This window comes from Nocardiopsis sp. M1B1, from assembly GCF_052466615.1.
Map to the genome: position 1 here is coordinate 4,007,299 of NZ_CP196194.1, position 18,315 is coordinate 4,025,613.

Annotated in this window: 18 protein-coding genes; 10 read left to right on the forward strand and 8 right to left on the reverse strand. The window is 74.3% G+C overall.

Features of this window, described 5'->3' with window-relative positions; genetic code table 11:
• Nucleotides 1-12 precede the first annotated feature (12 nt).
• The 4 genes from ACSTA4_RS17415 to ACSTA4_RS17430 all read left to right on the forward strand — a co-directional run bounded on the left by ACSTA4_RS17415 (nt 13) and on the right by ACSTA4_RS17430 (nt 3,672).
• Entirely contained in the window at nt 13-438 is a 426-nt protein-coding gene (locus ACSTA4_RS17415; protein WP_444960193.1) for a hypothetical protein, read from the forward strand.
• 8 nt (nt 439-446) lie between these two features.
• The gene (locus tag ACSTA4_RS17420; RefSeq protein ID WP_071622251.1) at nt 447-944 is read left to right on the forward strand and encodes a hypothetical protein; all 498 of its coding nucleotides are present in this window, start codon (nt 447-449) and stop codon (nt 942-944) included.
• 410 nt (nt 945-1,354) lie between these two features.
• Nucleotides 1,355-3,166, forward strand: coding sequence for a hypothetical protein (locus ACSTA4_RS17425; RefSeq protein WP_444960194.1), 1,812 nt, complete (start codon nt 1,355-1,357; stop codon nt 3,164-3,166).
• A gap of 332 nt (nt 3,167-3,498) precedes the next feature.
• Complete coding sequence (locus tag ACSTA4_RS17430) at nt 3,499-3,672, forward strand: hypothetical protein (RefSeq protein ID WP_017566809.1); 174 nt, start codon at nt 3,499-3,501, stop codon at nt 3,670-3,672.
• A gap of 22 nt (nt 3,673-3,694) precedes the next feature.
• On the opposite strand, the gene ACSTA4_RS17435 is transcribed toward ACSTA4_RS17430, so the two are convergent.
• Both ACSTA4_RS17435 and ACSTA4_RS17440 read right to left on the reverse strand, forming a co-directional pair.
• Entirely contained in the window at nt 3,695-4,273 is a 579-nt protein-coding gene (locus ACSTA4_RS17435) for a TetR/AcrR family transcriptional regulator (RefSeq protein ID WP_416030349.1), read from the reverse strand.
• Between the two features lie 269 nt (nt 4,274-4,542).
• Nucleotides 4,543-5,949, reverse strand: coding sequence for a GH1 family beta-glucosidase (locus ACSTA4_RS17440; protein ID WP_444960195.1), 1,407 nt, complete (start codon nt 5,947-5,949; stop codon nt 4,543-4,545).
• Between the two features lie 255 nt (nt 5,950-6,204).
• Between ACSTA4_RS17440 and ACSTA4_RS17445 the strand changes: the two genes are divergently transcribed.
• A complete protein-coding gene (locus tag ACSTA4_RS17445; RefSeq protein WP_444960196.1) occupies nt 6,205-7,791 on the forward strand; it encodes a hypothetical protein in 1,587 nt (528 codons plus the stop codon).
• 15 nt (nt 7,792-7,806) lie between these two features.
• Complete coding sequence (locus tag ACSTA4_RS17450) at nt 7,807-8,574, forward strand: DUF1266 domain-containing protein (protein ID WP_444960197.1); 768 nt, start codon at nt 7,807-7,809, stop codon at nt 8,572-8,574.
• 13 nt (nt 8,575-8,587) lie between these two features.
• Here ACSTA4_RS17450 and ACSTA4_RS17455 read toward each other — a convergent pair whose 3' ends face one another.
• The 4 genes from ACSTA4_RS17455 to ACSTA4_RS17470 all read right to left on the reverse strand — a co-directional run bounded on the left by ACSTA4_RS17455 (nt 8,588) and on the right by ACSTA4_RS17470 (nt 13,508).
• Nucleotides 8,588-9,607 (reverse strand): methyltransferase, encoded by a 1,020-nt coding sequence (locus ACSTA4_RS17455; protein WP_444960198.1) that lies wholly within the window; start codon nt 9,605-9,607, stop codon nt 8,588-8,590.
• Between the two features lie 22 nt (nt 9,608-9,629).
• Nucleotides 9,630-10,802: a magnesium and cobalt transport protein CorA gene (locus tag ACSTA4_RS17460; protein WP_444960199.1), complete on the reverse strand. Its 1,173-nt coding sequence runs from the start codon at nt 10,800-10,802 to the stop codon at nt 9,630-9,632.
• Nucleotides 10,803-10,932: 130 nt separating this feature from the next.
• On the reverse strand, nt 10,933-11,643 hold the full coding sequence (locus tag ACSTA4_RS17465) for an alpha-ketoglutarate-dependent dioxygenase AlkB family protein (RefSeq protein ID WP_444960200.1): 711 nt from the start codon (nt 11,641-11,643) through the stop codon (nt 10,933-10,935).
• 62 nt (nt 11,644-11,705) lie between these two features.
• Nucleotides 11,706-13,508: a hypothetical protein gene (locus tag ACSTA4_RS17470; RefSeq protein ID WP_444960201.1), complete on the reverse strand. Its 1,803-nt coding sequence runs from the start codon at nt 13,506-13,508 to the stop codon at nt 11,706-11,708.
• A 189-nt stretch (nt 13,509-13,697) separates the two neighbouring features.
• On the opposite strand from ACSTA4_RS17470, the gene ACSTA4_RS17475 reads away from it, so the two are divergent.
• A complete protein-coding gene (locus ACSTA4_RS17475; protein WP_444960202.1) occupies nt 13,698-14,120 on the forward strand; it encodes a hypothetical protein in 423 nt (140 codons plus the stop codon).
• A complete protein-coding gene (locus tag ACSTA4_RS17480) occupies nt 14,120-14,440 on the forward strand; it encodes a winged helix-turn-helix domain-containing protein (protein WP_444960203.1) in 321 nt (106 codons plus the stop codon). Before ACSTA4_RS17475 ends, ACSTA4_RS17480 begins: the two co-directional genes overlap by 1 nt.
• 10 nt (nt 14,441-14,450) lie before the next feature.
• Here the strand turns inward: ACSTA4_RS17480 and ACSTA4_RS17485 are convergent, their stop codons facing one another.
• A complete protein-coding gene (locus ACSTA4_RS17485; RefSeq protein WP_444960204.1) occupies nt 14,451-15,437 on the reverse strand; it encodes an EamA family transporter in 987 nt (328 codons plus the stop codon).
• A gap of 92 nt (nt 15,438-15,529) precedes the next feature.
• Here ACSTA4_RS17485 and ACSTA4_RS17490 point away from each other — a divergent pair, with 92 nt between their 5' ends.
• Nucleotides 15,530-16,432, forward strand: a complete 903-nt coding sequence (locus tag ACSTA4_RS17490; protein WP_444960205.1) for a LysR family transcriptional regulator — start codon at nt 15,530-15,532, stop codon at nt 16,430-16,432.
• A gap of 65 nt (nt 16,433-16,497) precedes the next feature.
• Here the strand turns inward: ACSTA4_RS17490 and ACSTA4_RS17495 are convergent, their stop codons facing one another.
• Entirely contained in the window at nt 16,498-17,427 is a 930-nt protein-coding gene (locus tag ACSTA4_RS17495) for a LysR family transcriptional regulator (RefSeq protein ID WP_444960206.1), read from the reverse strand.
• A 284-nt stretch (nt 17,428-17,711) separates the two neighbouring features.
• Here ACSTA4_RS17495 and ACSTA4_RS17500 point away from each other — a divergent pair, with 284 nt between their 5' ends.
• Nucleotides 17,712-18,254, forward strand: a complete 543-nt coding sequence (locus ACSTA4_RS17500; protein WP_444960207.1) for a GNAT family N-acetyltransferase — start codon at nt 17,712-17,714, stop codon at nt 18,252-18,254.
• Nucleotides 18,255-18,315 lie beyond the last annotated feature (61 nt).

Here is an 18,315-nt window from a genome sequence, read left to right on the forward strand (position 1 = left end):
GAAGGAGGGGAGATGGCCGACGAGGAGCGGGCCGCGCGGGACGGGTTCCGCCCGGACTTCGCGGGCGCCGAGCCCAGGTTCGCCGCCGACACCGACGGGCCGGTGCTGCACGTCCCGGTGCTGCGGGGGGACGGGAGCGTGCTGGGCCGCCTCTGGGCTTCGCGGGACGGGGCCGCCGCGGGGTTCCTGCCCGCGCCCGGTCCGGCGGGGCTGAACGCCAAGGGCGCCTGGGTGCGCCGCCTGATCCTGGCCCGGGCCCAGGGGCTGGACGCCCTCGGCGCGCTGGCACGCTGGACCGGGGCCCCTCAGGACGACCGGGCCGGGGCGGTCCCACCGGGGAGCGTGCCCGAGCACGCCGACCGCCTGCTCGGAATCCCTCCCCCTGATCCGGGCGGGGCCCACGACACCGAGGTGACTGATGGAGACGAGAGGAAGTGAGGACGGCCATGGACGGTGGGAGCTCACCCGAGGACGGGTACCGCACGGACCGGGGTGGGACGGACTCCGAACCGTCCCGCGGGGCCGACGGCGCCGGGGGCTCTTCCCTTGCGCCGGGTGCGGGGCAGGAGGTGTTCGACCGGTGGAGCGACGAGGCGCTGGCCCCGGTGCTGGTCGGCCGCTCCTACGCCCCGACCACGGCAGGTCCCGTGCTGTACCTGCCCGTGCACCGGGACGGCGTCCTCATCGGCTACCTGTGGGCCTCGGACACCGAGGAGGCCAGCGACTTCCAGCCCCTCCTGCCGCCCGACGCGGCGGGCAACGCCGCCCGCGGCTGGTGGACGATGGAGCACGTGCGCCTGCGCGGTGAGGGGCTGACCGCGCTGGAGGCGCTCCGGTCCTGCGCCGGGAGGGTCGACGACCCCCAGGGGGGACGGGTGGACGCCGACGCCCCCGAGTCCCGTGCCGCGAGCCTGGAGGAACTGCGCGCCCTCGCCCGGGGTTGAGGCACCGGCCCCGGGCCTGCTAACGAGTTGGTGCGTGACAGCAGGTGAAGGTCTCGCTGGAGGACGATGGCATGCTCCGGTCGTGAGTCCCAGCCAGGGACCGGCCACAGCACAAGCAGGCCCAAGCCCACGCGGACAGGGTGCCGCTGTGGTGGTGCACGCACGGCGGACGGCCTCCTCGACCACGGTGCGCGATCAAGGGGGGAGAGTCTTCTCAGGTCTGCTCGTCTCGGTGGCGAAGGTTCCGCGCCAAGGCGCAAGGCCCTGCGCGGCACCCACCCGGACGGGTGACATCCGGGAAACGCCTCTTACACAGGACTTTCAGGGCATAGGCGGCAGGTTTCGGCGTTTCCCGGGTGCGGCGGTCCCGGCCTCCCTAGGCTCGCTCGGAACCGTCCCGAGGAGTCCCGATGCCCGCCCTGCCCGAGCCCGAACCGCCCCGCCACCCCTACCGCAACCTCGTCCTTCTCTCCTTCCTGACCCTGTCCGGCAGCCGCCCCCCGCACGGCCTGCTCGAACACGCGCACCGGCTGGTCACCGGAGCCCTGCCGCGCGGGCGGCGCCGCCCACGCCCCCAGGCCTACCCGCGGGTGCGCCGCCGGGTGCTGCGCCGCTCCCTGCGCCCGCTCCGATGGCACCTCAGAGGCGGTGCGGCGGGGCTGCGCCTGTCCCCCGTGGACGGCTCGGGCGGCGAGGCCCGGCTCCTGGAGGGGCTGGAGGGCCTGGACTCGCGGGAACGGGCGGCCTACGGGCTGCTGCGGGTGGAGGGCCTGTCCGCCGAGGAGGCCGCCGCCCTGCTCTCCTCGGTCGGCGTGCGCGACGCGTCCGGCGCCGTGGCGCGGGCCCTGGAGGTAGGGGGCGAACACCGGCTCCCCGACCCCACGGTGGTCCGGGTCAGCGGCCGGGGCCCGCTCCTGGAGCGGCGCGCGCTGGCCGCCGTCGCGGCCCTGGCCGGGCTGGCCCTGGTCGCGCTGTCCCTGGGCACCGCCAGGACGGTCGCGCCCGTGCTGTCCCCGGGCCCGGCGCCGGTGGCCCTGGCCGACGCCCCCGACGGGCAGGTCTGGCGCGAGCGCTTCCGGCTGGACCTGACCGCCTGGCACCCGCGGGGCGACGCGGTCGGCGACGAACAGCTCGTCCAGCGGGCCCTGCGCGCGTGGTCGGCGCACAGCGCCGGGGGCGGCGCCGACGCGGGCCCGGTGCGGGGCCGGACGGCGGGGGTCGCGGCGCGGGCCGCGGAAGGCGCCGCGGTCCCGGCGCCGCGCGCACCCCGTCTGGTGTTCGCGGGCGACGTGGACGGGCAGGAGGTGGTGCTCCTGCACGACGCCCCGTGGGTGGCGCGCTACACCGACGACGGCTCGCGGGAGCGGGTGGAGGTGTTCGACGAACCCGGCAACGGGGTGGCCAACTGGCCCGCCCTGCGCCTGGCCGACACCGCTGAGGGCGCCCGCTACCTGCTGCCGCCGTGGGTGACCGAGGCCGCCTACGCTCCGCTGGGCGGACGGGAGCCGGACTGGACGGAGCTGGCGCACGGGGACGGCGTGACCGGGCCCGTGCCGACCGGCGAGCGGTGCGGCGTGGGACCGGCGCTGCGCCTGCGCGCGCCGGAGGTGGCGCACGGGCAGCCCTACACCGCGATCGACCTGGGCGGTCGGGACACCGCCCACCTGGGGTACATGCCGCCCCCTCCCGGTGAGATCCGCCGCCTGGGCCCGCACGAGGTGCTGGACGCCGACAGCGGCTTCGGACTGTGGGGGCTGGCGGCCTGCGCCGGGGAGCCGCCCGCCGAACCGGTCCGCACGGCCACGGCCTGGGAGTTCGCCCGCCAGGAGCTGCCCGGCGGCGGCACCGGCCGGTGGGTGTGCGTGCGCTACGGGGCCCACGACGGCAGCGGCCTGGCCCGCACCCTGCTGGTGACCGACACCGACGCGGGCACCGACACCGTGGTCGCGGGCGAGCGCGAGGGCGGCTGGGAGTGCAGCAACCTCGACCGGCAGGTGGCGGCGGGCACCTGGTGGCAGGACGGGGACGAACGGTGGCACTACCTGGCGGCGGCCTCCCGGGAGGCGGACCGGATCAGCGTGCGGGGCGCCGCCAGCGGCAGCGCGGAGGGCGGCGAGGCCCTCGCCGTGGAGGGGCCCGAGGGCGGTGAGCCGCCCGCCGAGGAGGTCGGACTCGTCGCCGTGGACGCGCGCGGGGAGGAGATGACCGTGCTCGCCCGCTGAACCGGCCGGGGCCCGGGGAGGACAGGTCCGGCCGCGCGCCCGGAGCCGTGGGATCGGACGCCGCCCGGGGCCCGGGGGGCCGGACGCCGCGCGGCGGTGGCCGGTTCCGGCCAGCACGCGTGTGAGCGGGCGCCGGAATACCCCGGGCCGCCCGGTGGTATCACTGGTCTGGACTCCCCCGCGCAGACCGGAGCCGACTACCGAAGCGCGACAGGGCCGGGTTTCCCGGCCCTGGGAACAGTGGACTGCCCGGCCCCGGCCGTAGTGAGGTGTGACCTATGTCGATCTGGTCCCGTGGTGACCGTACCGGAAGGGTCGAGGAAGCCCTTCTGATGCTGGAGGGACAGGGGATCATCGACGGCCTGGAGATCCTGCCGGGCGAGGCCAAGCCCTACCGCGTGCTCGTGCCCGCGGGCCTGGTCCACATGGACGAGGACGAGGCGTCGATGTTCGCGCTCGGCGCGGTCGTGGGGGCGTTCGGCGCCATCGCCCGACAGCACGCCTGAGGCCGGGCCCGGCCGGAACCCGCTACCGGGCTGCCTCCGTGCGGCCCATGGTGCGCAGCACCGCGTCCAGGAGCAGGTCCCGGACCATCGCGCGGTGCTCCTCGGTGTGCGCCGCGGTCAACTCGTTGTTGAACGTGGACAGGCACAGGCCCACCACCATCTCGGCGAGCGGGCGGGCGGGGCGGCCGTCCTCGGGCAGCTCCTCCACGAGGCGGGCGATCTCCAGCGCCTCGCGCACGGCCTCCACCCACGGTTCGGTGCGCCGGCGCCACCAGTCGCGCTGCGGCCCGGGCTCGGAGCCCAGGCCCGTGGCGGCGGCGAGCAGCCCGCCCGACTCCAGCCACAGTCCCATCCAGGCGTCCACGACGCGGCCCATGTAGCCGTCGATGGTCTCCATGCGGCCGAAGGTGAGGTCGAGCCGGGAGGCGAACGCGGTCAGCCGCACGTCCACGGCGGCCTGGAGCACCTGGTTCTTGTGGTTGTAGTACCGGTAGACGGTGGAGCGGTCGATGTCCACGCCCTCGGTGATCTCCTTGTAGGTGATCTGGCTGAAGGGCTTGGCGCGCAGCAGCTCGACCAGGCTGCCCTGCAACTGGAGCATGCGCCGCGCGGCGCGCGGGCTGCCGCTCGTGCTCCGCTCCGCCTCCCCCGGCGCCGCCGTGCCCGACCCCTGCTCCGCCATCCGTCCCCACAGCCCTCGTCGACCGAACCTCCCCCAGCTTGCCGCACCGGGCGGGCTTTCTCCAACACGGCGTTGGGGAGGTCGGACACGTGGTCCCGCGCGGTAACGCCCCGCGCGGGCGGGTCGGGCGGGGGCGGGCTCGCCCCTGGAGACGGGCCCCGCCCCCGCGCGGGGGCGTCGGAGGGCGGCTAGCCCTCCCACTTGGTGGCGAGTTCCTGGACCCTGCGGGCGCGGTGCGAGGTCAGGAAGTCGCGGTACCAGTGGTAGCTGTCCTTGGGGTGGCGCTCCAGGCGGTCGTAATCCACGCGGACCAGCCCGAAGCGGCGGTCGTAGCCGTAGGCCCACTCGAAGTTGTCCAGCAGCGACCACACGAAGTAGCCGCGCACGTCCACCCCCGCGTCGATGGCCGTGGCCAGGGCGTCCAGGTGGTCGCGCAGGTACTCGATGCGGTTGGTGTCGCGGACCCGGCCGGTCTCGTCGGGCTGGTCGTCCTCGGCCGAGCCGTTCTCGGTGATGAAGATGGGCGGCAGGTTCGGGTAGCGCCGGTTGAGGTCGATGAGCAGGTCGGCGAAGGTGGACGGGACCACCGGCCAGCCCATGGTGGTGTGCCGCACCCCCTCGACCTGCACCTGCTCGGTGCGGATGTCCACGGCGGTGCGCGCGGCCGGGTCGGCCTCGCTGTGGGGGGCGTCGCGCAGCATGATGGGCCGGTAGAAGTTGACGCCCACGAAGTCCAGCGGCTGGCCGATGATGCGCAGGTCGCCGTCGGCCCGGTAGGAGCCGTCGGCCATGCCCTCCCAGACCTCGTCCTCGTTGTCGGGGTAGGCCCCGGCGAAGATGGGGTCGAACCACACGCGGTTGTGCAGGGTGCGGGCCCGCTCCACGGCGGCGCGGTCGGCCTCGGAGTCGGTCGCGGGCAGGAAGTGGTCCGGGTTGAGGGTGATGCCGACCTCCCCGGCGGCGGCCGCGCGCAGTTCGCCGGTGGCCATGCCGTGGGCGAGCAGCAGGTGGTGCGCGGCGGCCAGGGCGGGCGTACCTTCGCGGGTTCCGGGCGCGTGGCGGCCGACGGCGTGGCCGACGAAGGCCGAGCAGAAGGGTTCGTTGAGGGTGATCCACCGGTTGACCCGGTCGCCGAGGCGGTCGGCGACGATGCGGGAGTACTCGGCGAAGCGGTAGGCGGTGTCGCGGACCCGCCAGCCGCCCTCGTCCTCCAGCGCCTGGGGCAGGTCCCAGTGGTAGAGGGTCAGGGCGGGTTCGATCCCGGCGCCCAGGATGGTGTCCACCAGGCGGTCGTAGAAGGCCAGCCCTTCCGGGTTGGGGCGACCCTTGCCCGTGGGCTGGACGCGCGGCCAGGCCACGGAGAAGCGGTACAGGTCGACGCCCAGGTCGGCGAGCAGGGCGACGTCCTCGCCGTAGCGGTGGTAGTGGTCGCAGGCGACGTCACCGCTCTCGCCGCGGGCGACGCGCCCCGGCGTCCGGCAGTAGGTGTCCCAGATGGAGGGGCCCCGCCCGCCCTCGTGGACGCCGCCCTCGATCTGGTAGGCGGCGGTGGCGGTGCCGAAGAGGAGGCTGGCGGGCAGTCTGGGGTCTTCCATGGTGTTCCTTTCGCGGGAGCGCTCCCAATCGTACAGAAGGTGACCCCTGACACCAATCATCCTTAAGTAGTCGAACAAACACCCTGAGCACGCGAAACGCCGGTGCGCGGCCTCCTCCCGCCGCCTCCGCCCGCCCCGGCCCGGCCGGCGGCACAGCGGCGTCACGCGGACCGGGCGGCCTCCCGTATCGTCGCACTGCACGGCGCTCCCCCTTCCCCCGTCGGCCCCCGCCTCCCCCGCGCGAGAAAGGACCCCATGAGCGACTGGATCGACTACTCCCAGAACCGGAAGATCCGGGAACTGGAGGAGAGTCTGGGCTCGGCCCACTACCAGATGGCCGCCGAACGCCGCAGGATGCGCTCGGAGCTGTCCCGCGTCCGGGGCACCCTCGAACAGAGGCTGGACCGCGTCTCGGCCTCCCTGGACGCCTTCATCGAGCTCAGCGACGTGCGCGCCGTCCTGGCCATGTTCGACGGAGCCGCCCTGGCCCGCCACCGCACCCTCCAGATGCTGGACGGCGTACCTCTCCCCAGCCTGGATCTGGAGGACGTCCCCGGCTACTGGCTGGTCCCGGCCGCCCTCGGCCTGCACGCGCTGCTGGAGGGCGACACCGCCGCCGCCCGCCTCCGCTTCGACGAGGCCGCCCGGCGCGACGCGGAGCGCGCGGGCCACTTCGCGGCGCTGGCCACCGCTCTGACCAGCGCGGACCACGCCCGCGCCATGGACGCCGCCGCGACCGCCGGTCTGCTCCCGCGCCTGCCCTCCCCCGACGAGGAGGTGACCCGGGGCCAGCGCGCCCTGTGGCTGCTCACCGCCGACGGCTCCTTCGGCGACGACGCCCGGCAGCACCTGCTGCTGTCCACGCTGCGCGCCTGGTCCGAGGCTGGGGTCGGCGTCCCGGCCTCCGCGGGCCTGTCCGCCCTGGCGGCGGACGCCTCCGGCGCCTCCCCCTCCCCCTCGCCCTCCCCGGCCTCCGGCGGGAAGGCGTCCGGCGGTCTGGCCGGGCGCGCCGGGGCCGCGCGGCGCATCACCGCGCTGCGCGAGGGCGTCGCCCGCGTCGTCGCGCTCGACGGGGAGGGCGCCTCCCCCTCCGCGCTCGCCCCCGACGAGGTCAGCGCCGCGTTCCTCAACGACACCCTGCGCCTGCTCGTGGAGGAGGGCAGCACCGAGGAGGCCCCGCTGCTGACCCGTGCCCGCGAACTGCGCGCGGTCATCGAGAGCAGCGGCGAGGGCGGGCCGCCGCAGCGGTGGACCGACCCCGTGGGCACCGTCGCCGCCCTGCTCGGCGACGACCTGGTCCGCCAGGACGCGCCGCCGCACCGCCGCACCTTCGCCCTGGCCCTGCAGCGCCCGACCGTGGCCGAGCTCGCCGAGGAGCTGGTGCGCGAGGCCGCCGCGCCGGTGGAGGACTCCACGACCCTCCAGGCGCAGGGCGTGCGGGTGACGATCTCCTCCCACGGCGCCGAACCCCGGGAGCTGGAGCGCGCCCGCACCCGGCTGCGCGAGCGCTGGCACGACACCGGCTCCGCCCGGACCTACGCGTGGGGCCTCCTCGCCATGGCGGGCCTGCTGGCGCTGCTGGGGCTGACGTCGGGCAGCGGCCTGGTCTGGTTCCTGTGCGTGGCCGCCGCCGCGGGCGCCGGGGTCGCGCTGGTGGTCGACCACTCCAGGCGCGCCGAGGCCCGCGACACCGCCGAGGCGACCGTGCGGCGGCTGGACGTCCAGATCGCCGAGGCCGCCGAGAGGTGGCGCGAGTCGCTGCTGGCCTCCGAGGAGCACGCCGTCACGGCCAGGAACGAGGCGGGACGGATCGACCGCCTGCTCAGCACCGGAGAGAAGTAGAGGACACGAGGGGACATGGGACTGTTCTCCGCGCGGATCAAGCTCCGCAGCGACCCGCAGGGCTTCTTCCAGGGCCCGATGGCGCACGCGCTGGCCTCCGGCGCGCACATGCCCACGGCCAACGGCGGGGTGTGGAACGCGGTGCACTCCTCGTGCTCGTGCTGCGACGCCCAGGACGAGCGGGACAAGCTCCGCGACTCCTGGGGCGTCACCGACCACGCGGGCTGGGACCGGACGCTGCGCCTGCTGACCGACGACGCGCGCCCCGCGACGGCGCTGTCGATCGTGCTGGACCTGCGCACCCGGGCCATGGCGCAGGCCCCCGGGTGGCCCTTCGACGCGGGGATCTGGCCGGACCTGATCGTGCGCTGGTGCCAGGAGCAGGGCGCCGCCCCGGGCCTGTACGAGGAGCTCGTGACGGCGGCCGCGCAGGTCTGGGAGTACGAGGAGCGCATGGTGCGGGACGGGGTGCTGCCACCGGGCACGCCGGTGCGCACGGCGCGCGCCTACGACTTCGGACGGGCGGTCAACCTCGCGCGGTGGGGCGTCAACGCCGGGTACGCCGACGAGCGCGTGGCGCACGCGCACATCCTGCGGGCGGGCGCGCAGTCCATGCGCTACCACGGGTCGTGGCAGGAGATGTCCGCCGGGTTCGTGCTGGGGCGTGCGATGGCCTTCGACGGGGGCGCGTTCGGCCCGTACTACACCGACTCGGCGCGGGCGCACGCGGTGCTGGCCGAGGACCCGCGGAGCCCGTGGCTGAACCTGCCCTGGCGCATGTGAGGGGCGGTGCGGGTCAGGCCTCGCCGCGCACCGGCTCGGCCACGAGCAGGCGCATCTCCAGCGGCAGGTCGCGGATTCCCCGGGTGGTCAGCCCGGCCGAGCGCAGCAGCGCCTCGTACTCGCGCTCGGTGCGCTCGGCCCCGGTGGTCATCACCATCATGTGCGCGTCCAGGACGGCCGTGAGCCAGGGGACGCCCTCGTCGGGCAGGACGCGCTCGGCGATCAGTACCAGCCCGTCGGGGGCCATCGCCTCGCGGCAGTGGCGCAGCACGGTGCGGACGTCGTGGTCGGACCAGTTGTGCAGGACCCGGCTGAGCAGGTAGGCGTCGGCGCCCCGGGGCACACCCCGCAGGAAGTCGCCCTCCACCAGTTCGCACCGCCCCGCCTCGACGTACGCGCCGAGGCGGGCGCGGGCGGCGGTCAGCGCCGGCGGGCGCTCCACCAGCACCCCGCGGGCGTGCGGCGCCCGGGCCAGGACGGTGGCCAGGAGTTCGCCGTCCCCTCCCCCGAGGTCGACCACCGTGCGGGCGCCGGTGAAGTCGTGGACGTCGGGGACGGCGGTGGAGAAGCGGCCGCTCGCGGCCATCCCGGCCGTGTAGCGCGCCGCGTCGGCGGGGTGGCGCTCCAGGTGGGTGAACACGTCGGTGCCGTGGGCGGCCTCGAAGGCGGTGCCGCCGGTGCGCACACTCTCGCCCAGGCGCGCCCACGCGGCGGTGAACATGTCGCTGTCGTAGAGCAGCGCCAGGTCGGCCATGCCCGAGGGGTGGTCCCGGCGCAGGGCGGCACCGACCTCCGTGGGCCGGTAGCGCCCGTCGCGGTGCTCCACGACCCCCACGGCCGCGAGCAGGCGCAGCAGGCGTTCCAGGCGGTCGGGGCGCAGGTCCAGTCCGGCGGCCAGGGCCGCGGCGTCGGCGGCGCCCCCGGCGAGGCGGTCGAGCACGCCCAGTTCGACCGCGGTGGCCACCGCCCGGGCCACCCACGGTCCGGTCATGAGCCGCAGCACCTCGCGCTCGGCGGGTCCGTCCCCCGTCATTCCCACCTCCGTCAACAGACTCTCAGAGCCAACCGTTGCGACGGAAGACAAGGTAGAGGCTCAGGCTCGTCAGCGCCATGAGGGCCAGGGACAGCGGCCAGCTGAACGCCCAGTGGTAGTCGCCGCCCGGGGAGATGTTCATGCCGTAGACGGAGGAGATGAGGGTGGGCACGACCAGGATGCCGCCCCAGGAGGAGACCTTCTTCATCGCCTCGTTCTGCGCCTGGTCGATGAGGGCGCTGTTGACCGACATGATGTTCTGCAACAGCTGGCGGAAGCCGTCCACGCGCTCGCGCACGGCGGCGACGTGGTCGGCGACGTCGCGCAGGCGGTGGTGCAGTTCGCCGCGCCGTTCGGCGGGGATGCGGAAGGGGTCGGCGGAGGCGAAGCCCTGTCGGCGCGTCGGGGGGCGGGCCCCCTCCGGCTCGACGAGGGCGTCGGCGAACGGCCGCGGGTCCGGTGGACCGGGGCGTTCGGGGTCGTGGGCCAGCGGACCCATGAGCCTGTCCAGGACGGTTCCGAGGGGTTCCACGGCGCGGGAGAGCAGGATGACCTCGCGGGCGAGGCGGTAGGTGCGCCGCGAGGCCCGGGAGTCGCCGCCGAAGACCTGGTTCTCCACCTCGTCGATGTCGTCCTGGAGTTCGGAGACGACGGGCGCGTAGCCGTCCACGACCAAGTCCAGGACGGCGTGCACCACGGCCAGGGTGCCGTGTGCCAGGACGCGGGGCTCGGCCTCCAGGAAGTCGCGGACGCTCTCGAAGTCCACGTGCTCGGTGTGGCCGATGGTGACCACGAAGTCCCGTCCGGCGAAGAGGTGGATCTCGTCCACCTCGACCGACTCGCGCACGGTGTCGTAGCGGGCCGGGCGCAGCACGAGGAAGAGCACGCCCCGGTAGACCTCGGCCTTGGGGCGCTGGTGGGCGACGATGGCGTCCTCCAGGGCCAGGGAGGGCAGGCCGAAGAGGCGGGCGACCTCGGTGAGCTGGTCGCGGTGGGGGGCGGTCATGCTGATCCAGGCCATGAGGCCGGGGTCGCGCTCGGCGGCGCCGCGCGCCTCGGCGACGGTGTCGGTCTCGCGCTCGCGGCGCCCGTCGCGGTAGAGGACCGCGCGGACCGGGCCGGGCGAGCCGCGCTCGGGCAGTGCGGCCCTCCTGCGGCCCAGGTCCATGATGCGTTCCGGCGCGGAGTCGCTCATCCGTGGTCTTCCCTCCCGTGCGTGGTCGGACGACGCGCTGTCCCGTCGGCACCGGACCGGCGGGCGAGCGCTCTCAGGAGGGACTGCCCCGAACCGGGCGGGGCAGTCGGGTCGGCCCTGAGCGGGGGCCTCAGCCGCGCAGCCCCGAGGCGCGGACCGTGATGTTGAGCCGTCCGTCCAGGCCCAGGCCGGGCGGCGCGGTGCCGGGCCTGGTGCGGGGGACGCCGTGGTAGGCCATGCGGGAGGGGCCGCCGAAGACGAACAGGTCCCCGCTGCGCAGTTCGACGTCGGTGTGGGGGCGGTTGCGGGTCTCGGTGTTGCCGAAGCGGAACACGCAGGTGTCGCCGAGGCTGAGGGAGACCACGGGTTCGCCGGAGAGTTCGTCGCGGTCCTGGTGCATGCCCATGCGCGCGTCGGCGTCGTAGAAGTTGACCAGGGCGACGTCGTAGGGGTCGGCGTCCGGGCCGGGCGGGGCGCCGTAGGCGGCCTCCACGGCCCGCGCGGCCAGGTCGCCGAGCAGGTCGGGGAAGGGCTGGACGGGTGTGCCGTCGGGCAGGAGCCGCGCGTAGGAGTAGGCCTGCCGGTGCCGGGAAGGCCCGGAGCCCCGCCGCTCGGCGTGGGGGTTGGGCCCCGGCGACCAGTGCCAGCCCAGGCTGACCGTCCGCACGCTCATCACCCCACCGCGCGGCATGGCGTGGCGGCGCATCCCGGCGGGCCCGCGCGCCCAGTCGCGGCAGCGCCGGACCAGGTCGGCCTGCTCCTCGGGGTCCAGCCAGCCGGGCACGTGCACGGCGCCGGGCGCCACCTGCGCGGGCGGGCGGTCGAACAGCGCGTCGCTCATGGGTCCCATGCTGCCCCGCGCGGGCTGTGGGCGCCAGCGCGGGGCGGAGCGGGCGGGGCGGGTCAGCGGCGCAGGAGTTCGCGGACGTTGACCACGAGCAGCAGCACCACGATCACCGCGACGGGGACGGTGATGGCGATGCGCCAGTTGACCACGAACGCGGCCACGACCCCCACGACGAGTCCGACGACCACCGCGATGACCGCCAGCCCGATGAGGTACTGGACGAACTTGCGGCGGGCCACGGAGTCGACGGCGGCGAAGACCACGACCACGCCGATCATCGCGTAGAAGGTGTACTGCCCGTTCAGGACGAACATGGGCAGCGCGAGCGAGATCAGCAGGAGCGGGGTGCTCAGGGCCACCCACAGGTGCAGGAAGCGGGTGGAGCGCTGCGTGCCCGAGGAGTAGGGCAGGTGCGGGGCCTTGAGGTGCCCGGTGGGCGAGGGCACCAGGGGGGTGTCCGCGGCCAGGGCGCGCAGGTGGGTGTCGCGCTCGTCGGCGGTCAGCACGCGGGTCTCGTAGACCTCGCCCAGTTCCATCTCCAGGGCGGCGATGCGTTCGGCGTACTCGCGGGCGCGGGGACGCGAGTGGGCCTCGCGCTCCAGGACGATGCGGGCCGAGTGGAGCTGGCGCAGGCGGTCGCGGCGGCTGATGACGTCGGCGTCCAGGGTGCGCAGCCGATCGTCCAGGGCGCGCACGTGGGCGCGCAGCTCGGCGCGGGCGGCGGGTTCGGTGGGGGCGACCTTCTGCAGGCCCACCCACGCCAGCGGGTCGGCCCAGGAGCGGCGGATGGTGCCGTCGCGTTCGTAGCGCGGGCCGCTGGGGGCGCGCTCGCCGTCGAAGAAGTCGCCGGTGTCGCGTCCCCACAGGCCGCGGAACCCCGTCAGCCAGGGGGTGTCGTCGTCGATGAGGACGGCCGACCACTCGCGGTCGCCGCCGGGGCCCAGGCGCATGCCGTCGCCGCGGGCGTAGTCGACGAAGGGGACGCCGATGCCGTGCCGGTTCAGGACGCTGTCGGCGCGGAAGATGCGGTGGGTGATCCACCGCCAGGCGCGCATGGGGCCGCGCAGGAAGGAGGGGTCGACCTGGATGAGGTAGTCGCCGGGCAGCATCTGGTGGGAGTGCGATCCCGCGCCGACGTAGACGATGGGGTGGTCGCCGTCCCGGTGCAGGTCCGGGTCCTCCCAGCTGCGGCGCAGGTCGTCGCCGTGGTACTCGTGCGAGGAGGCGCCCACCCAGACGGGGCGGGTGGTGCCGTCGGGGTTGTCCACGACGTAGACGGTGACGCGCTCCCAGTCGGCCTCGTGGTCGTTGACGCCGCCGTAGATGGTCCGCCAGTCGTTCATCGCGTAGAAGAACCAGTACTGGAGGATGGTGTAGCCGCCCTCGCGGGTGACGCGGCCGTAGTAGGTGACGCCGCCGTTGTCGACGCGCTCGCGGTAGCGGGTCACCGCGGCGAAGGTGAGGCCGCCGGGGACGGCCCCGCGGATGAGCAGGGAGAGCTTCATCAGGATGTCCAGGACCCGGCCCAGGACGCCGACGGCGGCCAGGCGGCCGCTCTTGGGGATGACGGTGCGGGCCACGCCCTTGTAGCGGCGGGCCTCCTCGCGCAGGGTCTCCTCCTGGACGAAGCGCAGGTGCTTGTGGCGTCCGGGCCACTCCTCCTCGGCCCGGCCGAGGCGGTCGAGGGTGAGTTCCCCGGCCGGGACGAGGCGGCGCTCGCCGCCGCCCGGCTCCTCGATCCACAGGCTGCAGTTGCGTACGTAGGCGTCCACGTCGGTGGGGAAGAAGAGCTCCCCCTTGGTGCACATGAGCACCGGTTCGTAGGCGCGGAGGAGTTCGAGATCAGATTTCGCGGCCATGGTTCGCACCAAGCTAGTGCATTCCGGAGACGCTCCGTACCGGTGCGGTGAAGTGGCGCGGGTGACGGATGTCGCTTGTGGGACGGGGCTTGCGTGTGCGCCCCAGTCTTGCCTTCCGGTGAGGCAATCACTTGCCAAGTTGGAAAGTGAGTGCCATGCTGACAACAGGTTGAGCGAACGGAGAACGGCATGCGCAGGAACGAGGCGCTGGACGCGCTGGAGCGGGCGGAGACGGTGGGGACGCGGACGCGCTCGCGGGGCGGGTGGTACGCGGTCTACGGCGCGGTGTTCGGCGTCGCGACGCTGGCCCTGGTGCTGGTGGTGGGCCTGCTCCCCTCCCCGTGGGCCATCGCCGCCTCCACCGCCGGGTTCGGGGCGGCCATGGCGGTGATGACGGTGTTCGCCGTGCGTCAGCCGGTGCAGCCGCGGGGGTACGCGTCCCTGCACCTGTGGACGATGGGCGTGTGGGGCGTGCTGTACGCGGTCACCCTCTTCGTCGGCATGTACGCCTTCCCCGGGGAGCCCGCCTGGTGGGTGCCCGCGGCCCTGGTCTGCGCGGCGCCGCCCCTGGTGGCGGCCTACGTGTCCCTGCGCCGGAGCAGGAGCGCCTGATGGAGCACCCCCGCGGCAGGCTGGACGAGGTGATCCACTCCCCCGTGCGCTTCTCGGTCGTGGCGGCGCTGGCCGCCGTGGACCGCGCGGAGTTCCGCTTCGTGCGCGACACCGTCGAGGTCTCCGACTCGGTGCTGTCCAAGCAGGTCACGGTGTTGGAGAACGCGGGCTACGTGAAGGTGCACAAGGCCGCGGTGGGACGGCGCACCCGCACCTCCCTGTCCCTGACCGCCGAAGGGCGGGCCGCCTTCGACCAGCACGTCCGTGCGCTGCGCGAGATCGCCTCGGGAACCCACGTCCACGTCCCCGAGGCCGAGTGATCCCGCCTCCTCAGACCGCCCGGCCCGACGCCGCGCCGACCTCCTCCGACCGGGCTCCCTCCCCGGGCCGGTGCGGGTCGGCGGCGGTGGCCGCCGCCCGGTCGGGCACGGCGGGCCTCCGGGAGCCGTCGCCCCGGGCCGCCCCGGCGCCCGCGACCACCACCAGCACCATGCCGACGACCTGGATCAGGGCGGGCGCCTGGCCGATGACCACCAGGCCCATCACCAGGGCGACCGCCGGTTCCAGGCTGGAGAAGGTGCTGTAGGCGGTGCGGCTCATCCGCTGGAGGGCCACCATCTCCAGCAGGAAGGGCACCATCGGGAACAGCAGTGCGATGAGCAGGGTGAACAGCACCAGGTCGAGGTCGAAGTCGGCGACCAGGCCGGGGGCTCCCAGCGGCGCGCTGACCAGCGCGCCCACGGTCATGGTCAGGGCCAGGCCGTGCACGGCGCCGAAACCGGCGCCCACCCGCTGGGTCAGCACGATGTAGCCCACCACGCACACCGCACCGGCCAGGGCGAAGCCGACCCCGACCAGGTCGAGTTCGCCCTGCCAGGGGCGGGTCAGGCAGAGCACGCCCGCGACCGCGGCGAGGATCCACACGAGTTCGCGGCGTCGGCGCATGGCGGCCACGGCCACCACGAGGGTGCCGAGGAACTCGATGGAGGTGGCGGTGCCGAGTTCGATCCGCGCCGTGGCCTCGGAGTAGAACAGCATCATCCCCGCGCTCGCTGTGCCCAGGATCACCACGGCGCCCAGTTCGCGCCGCGACGCCGCGCGCACCGCCCGCCACAGGGAGCGGCCGCCCAGGGCCAGCAGCAGGAGCGCGGCCCAGCTCAGCCGGAGCCAGGTGACGGTGGCGGGGCTGGCCTGGGCGAAGGCCGTGACGGCCAGCGCACTGCCGGTGTGCAGGGTGAACATGCCGATGAGCAGCATGAGGGGCGCCGGGACCCCGAAGCGGGCACGGCGGAGCGAGGGAGCGAGAGAGCGGATCACCCGACCATTGCACCGACGCGGTTCGTTTCTGTCCACGGACCGTTGGTTGACGGATCGTGTAGTTCCGGTGGACGGTCGGGTAGTCTCCGCGGATGGACTTCACCCGGTTGCGCCTGCTGGTCGAACTGGAACGGCTCGGCACGATGGCCGCGGTGTCCGAGGTCACGGGCATGAGCACGTCGGCGGTCTCCAAGCACTTCGCCGTCCTGGAGCGGGAGGCGGGCGTGCAGCTGATCGCGCCGGACGGGCGGCGGGTGCGCCTGACCCCGGCCGGACGGCGGCTGGCCGAGCACGCGGTGGGCATCCTGGCGCGGGTGGAGGCGGCGCGTGCGGAGTTCGACGGCGAGGGCGAGCCGGTCGGCCGCGTCGACCTGGTGATGTACACCACGGCGGCGCCCCTGGTGCTGCCCGCGCTGCGCCGTCTGCGGCGCGACCACCCCGGGATCGACGTCCACCTGACCGAGCACGAGTCCGAGCACGCGCTGGAGCTGCTCCAGGACGGGCGGGCGGACCTGGGGGTGGTGTACCAGTACAGCCTGCTTCCCCGGGATTTTCCGGGGACACTGACGGTGCACCCGGTCGGGAGCGAGGACCTGCTGCTCGCCCAGCCCTCGGAGGGCGCCGACAGCCGCACCCTGACCCGGCGGCGGCTGCGGGAGCTGGCGGACGCGGCGTGGATCGTCAGCCCCTACCGGCGCGACGAGGAGGCGCTGGTGCAGCGCATGTGCGCCGAGGCCGGGTTCACGCCGCGCGTCGTCCACCGGATCGACAACCTGGAGCTGTTCGAGCAGCTGGCGGCGGAGGGCCTGGGGGTGGGCGTGGTGCCGCGGTTGTCGGCGGTGACCCGGCGCGGGGTGGCGCACGCGCCCCTGGGCGAGCTGGGCGGGGTCCGCCGCGTCCACCTGGCGGGCCGCACCGGCGGATGGGCGTGGAAGCCCATCCGCCTGGTGGCGGAGTACCTGCGCGAGTCGGCCGCGGGCGTGCTGGCCGGGTAGGCCGGAGCCCGGGCGGGCCCGAACGGAGCGCGGCGCCCGGACGGGCGGCCGGGTGGGGCGGTGCCTCAGCCCGCGATGGCGAAGGGCCCCACCGACGGCACGGGGACCTTGCTGGCGGCCTCGCGCATGGCGGTGAGCAGGGGTTCGGGCGAGGAGCCCGCGCGGGAGAGGGCGACGATGTGCCGTCGGGCGCTCTCGCGCACCCCCCGCACCACGATCCTCGGCGTGCTCAGTCCGGTCCAGGCAAGGCGCGGCATCAGGGCGACGCCCAGCCCTGCCTGCACCAGGGAGAACACGGCGCTGAAGTCGTCCACGGTGTGCGCCACGCGGGGCTGGAAGCCCACCTGGTGGGCGGCGCCGGACACGCACTCGTGCCAGGCGGTGCCGGGCGCGGACAGGATCCAGTCCTCGTCGGCGAGGTCCTCGGCCAGGTGGAGGCTGGTGCGGGCGGCCAGCGGGTGCTGGTAGGGCAGGATCGCGTCGAACAGCTCGACCATGACCGGGTCGACGCGAAAGTCCAGGTCGCCACTGGCGGGCATGTGGCCGGTGGACATGGTCAGGGCCATGTCCAGGCGGCCCGAGCGCACCATCTCGGCGCTGTGCTCGGGTTCGGCCTGGACGACCTGGAAGGACCAGTCCGGGTGGCTCGTGCGCAGGCGCGCCAGGGCCGGGGCGATGAGGTCGCTGATCCCGGTGGAGAAGGCGCCGATCCGGACGACGCCGCGGTCGCCCTCGGCGTACTCGGCCAGGTCGGCGGTGGCGCGCTCCATCTCCGCGAAGATGACGTGCGCGCGCTTGAGCAGGACCCGGGCGGCGCCGGTGAGCAGGAAGCGGCGGCCGTTGCGTTCGACGAGGGGGACCCCGGCCTCCTTGGCCAGGGCGGCGAGCTGCTGGGAGACCGCCGACGGGGTGACGTTGAGCGCCTCCGCGGTCGCCGCCACCGTGTGGTGGCGGTCCAGTGCCTGGAGGAGCTGTAGCCGCCGAACGTCGATCATGATTTCCAACTTATGGCAGCGCGTACAGATTTCAGGGTGGTTTCGTACACGTTGCGCAGGTTAGGGGCGTGATTCCCTGCACATCGTCAGCGGGCTCCACATCCAAAGAAAAAACCGCGCTTCTTCTCTTTCGGCAATCTCCGACACCTCTTTCTCCGTGTCGGGCACGTTCCGGTCGATACGGACACGTACAGTCGGTGACACAGCTCAACCAGGGGCGAGCCCCGGGGGGATCAGCACCCAATGCTGGTGAAACGGGTGAGAAAAAGATGCAAAATTCGCTGATGACCAAACCTCGACAGTCCGACGTCGGTGTGCTCAGCTTCCGCTACCTGGGAGCTCACGAGGTGGAGGAACTCGCGGACCTGTGGGGCGCCCTCCACCAGCAGCACACCCTGACGGCCCCGCACCTGGCGGACATCATCGGCCCCGTGAGCCTGGACGAGTCCTGGAGGCGCCGCCGCGCCCAGTACAGGGCCTGGCTCGCCGACCCCGAGACCCTGGCGATCCTCGCCGAGAGCGACGGCGACCTGGCCGGGTACGCGATGGTCACCATCCGCGAGAACGCCCAGGGCAGCTGGGACCGCGGCGCGCGGGGCGCGGTGGTGCAGACCTTCGCCATCGACCCCGAGTACACCGGAAGCGACGTGGGCTCCAAGCTGCTGGAGGAGGTGCGCCGCCAGCTCGCGGGCATGGGCGTGCGCGACATCGAGTTCTCCGCGCTGGCCACCGCCTCCGAGGACATCCGCTTCCTGGAGGAGGAGGGCTTCCGCCCCTTCGTGACCACGATGGTCTGCCGCGTGGACGCCTTCGGCGCCCACGACTAGCGCCCGCGGGAGCCCAAGCCCCCCTTCCCGGCCTCCGGGGCCGGGAAGGGGGCTTTCGCGT

Bases quoted from the DNA above. Each gene is read 5' to 3' on its own strand.
- ACSTA4_RS17415 (WP_444960193.1), top strand. From the start codon at position 13: ATGGCCGACGAGGAGCGGGCCGCGCGGGACGGGTTCCGCCCGGACTTC.
- ACSTA4_RS17420 (WP_071622251.1), top strand. From the start codon at position 447: ATGGACGGTGGGAGCTCACCCGAGGACGGGTACCGCACGGACCGGGGT.
- ACSTA4_RS17425 (WP_444960194.1), top strand. From the start codon at position 1,355: ATGCCCGCCCTGCCCGAGCCCGAACCGCCCCGCCACCCCTACCGCAAC.
- ACSTA4_RS17430 (WP_017566809.1), top strand. From the start codon at position 3,499: ATGCTGGAGGGACAGGGGATCATCGACGGCCTGGAGATCCTGCCGGGC.
- ACSTA4_RS17435 (WP_416030349.1), bottom strand. From the start codon at position 4,273: ATGCTCCAGTTGCAGGGCAGCCTGGTCGAGCTGCTGCGCGCCAAGCCC.
- ACSTA4_RS17440 (WP_444960195.1), bottom strand. From the start codon at position 5,949: ATGGAAGACCCCAGACTGCCCGCCAGCCTCCTCTTCGGCACCGCCACC.
- ACSTA4_RS17445 (WP_444960196.1), top strand. From the start codon at position 6,205: ATGAGCGACTGGATCGACTACTCCCAGAACCGGAAGATCCGGGAACTG.
- ACSTA4_RS17450 (WP_444960197.1), top strand. From the start codon at position 7,807: ATGGGACTGTTCTCCGCGCGGATCAAGCTCCGCAGCGACCCGCAGGGC.
- ACSTA4_RS17455 (WP_444960198.1), bottom strand. From the start codon at position 9,607: ATGACGGGGGACGGACCCGCCGAGCGCGAGGTGCTGCGGCTCATGACC.
- ACSTA4_RS17460 (WP_444960199.1), bottom strand. From the start codon at position 10,802: ATGAGCGACTCCGCGCCGGAACGCATCATGGACCTGGGCCGCAGGAGG.
- ACSTA4_RS17465 (WP_444960200.1), bottom strand. From the start codon at position 11,643: ATGAGCGACGCGCTGTTCGACCGCCCGCCCGCGCAGGTGGCGCCCGGC.
- ACSTA4_RS17470 (WP_444960201.1), bottom strand. From the start codon at position 13,508: ATGGCCGCGAAATCTGATCTCGAACTCCTCCGCGCCTACGAACCGGTG.
- ACSTA4_RS17475 (WP_444960202.1), top strand. From the start codon at position 13,698: ATGCGCAGGAACGAGGCGCTGGACGCGCTGGAGCGGGCGGAGACGGTG.
- ACSTA4_RS17480 (WP_444960203.1), top strand. From the start codon at position 14,120: ATGGAGCACCCCCGCGGCAGGCTGGACGAGGTGATCCACTCCCCCGTG.
- ACSTA4_RS17490 (WP_444960205.1), top strand. From the start codon at position 15,530: ATGGACTTCACCCGGTTGCGCCTGCTGGTCGAACTGGAACGGCTCGGC.
- ACSTA4_RS17495 (WP_444960206.1), bottom strand. From the start codon at position 17,427: ATGATCGACGTTCGGCGGCTACAGCTCCTCCAGGCACTGGACCGCCAC.
- ACSTA4_RS17500 (WP_444960207.1), top strand. From the start codon at position 17,712: ATGACCAAACCTCGACAGTCCGACGTCGGTGTGCTCAGCTTCCGCTAC.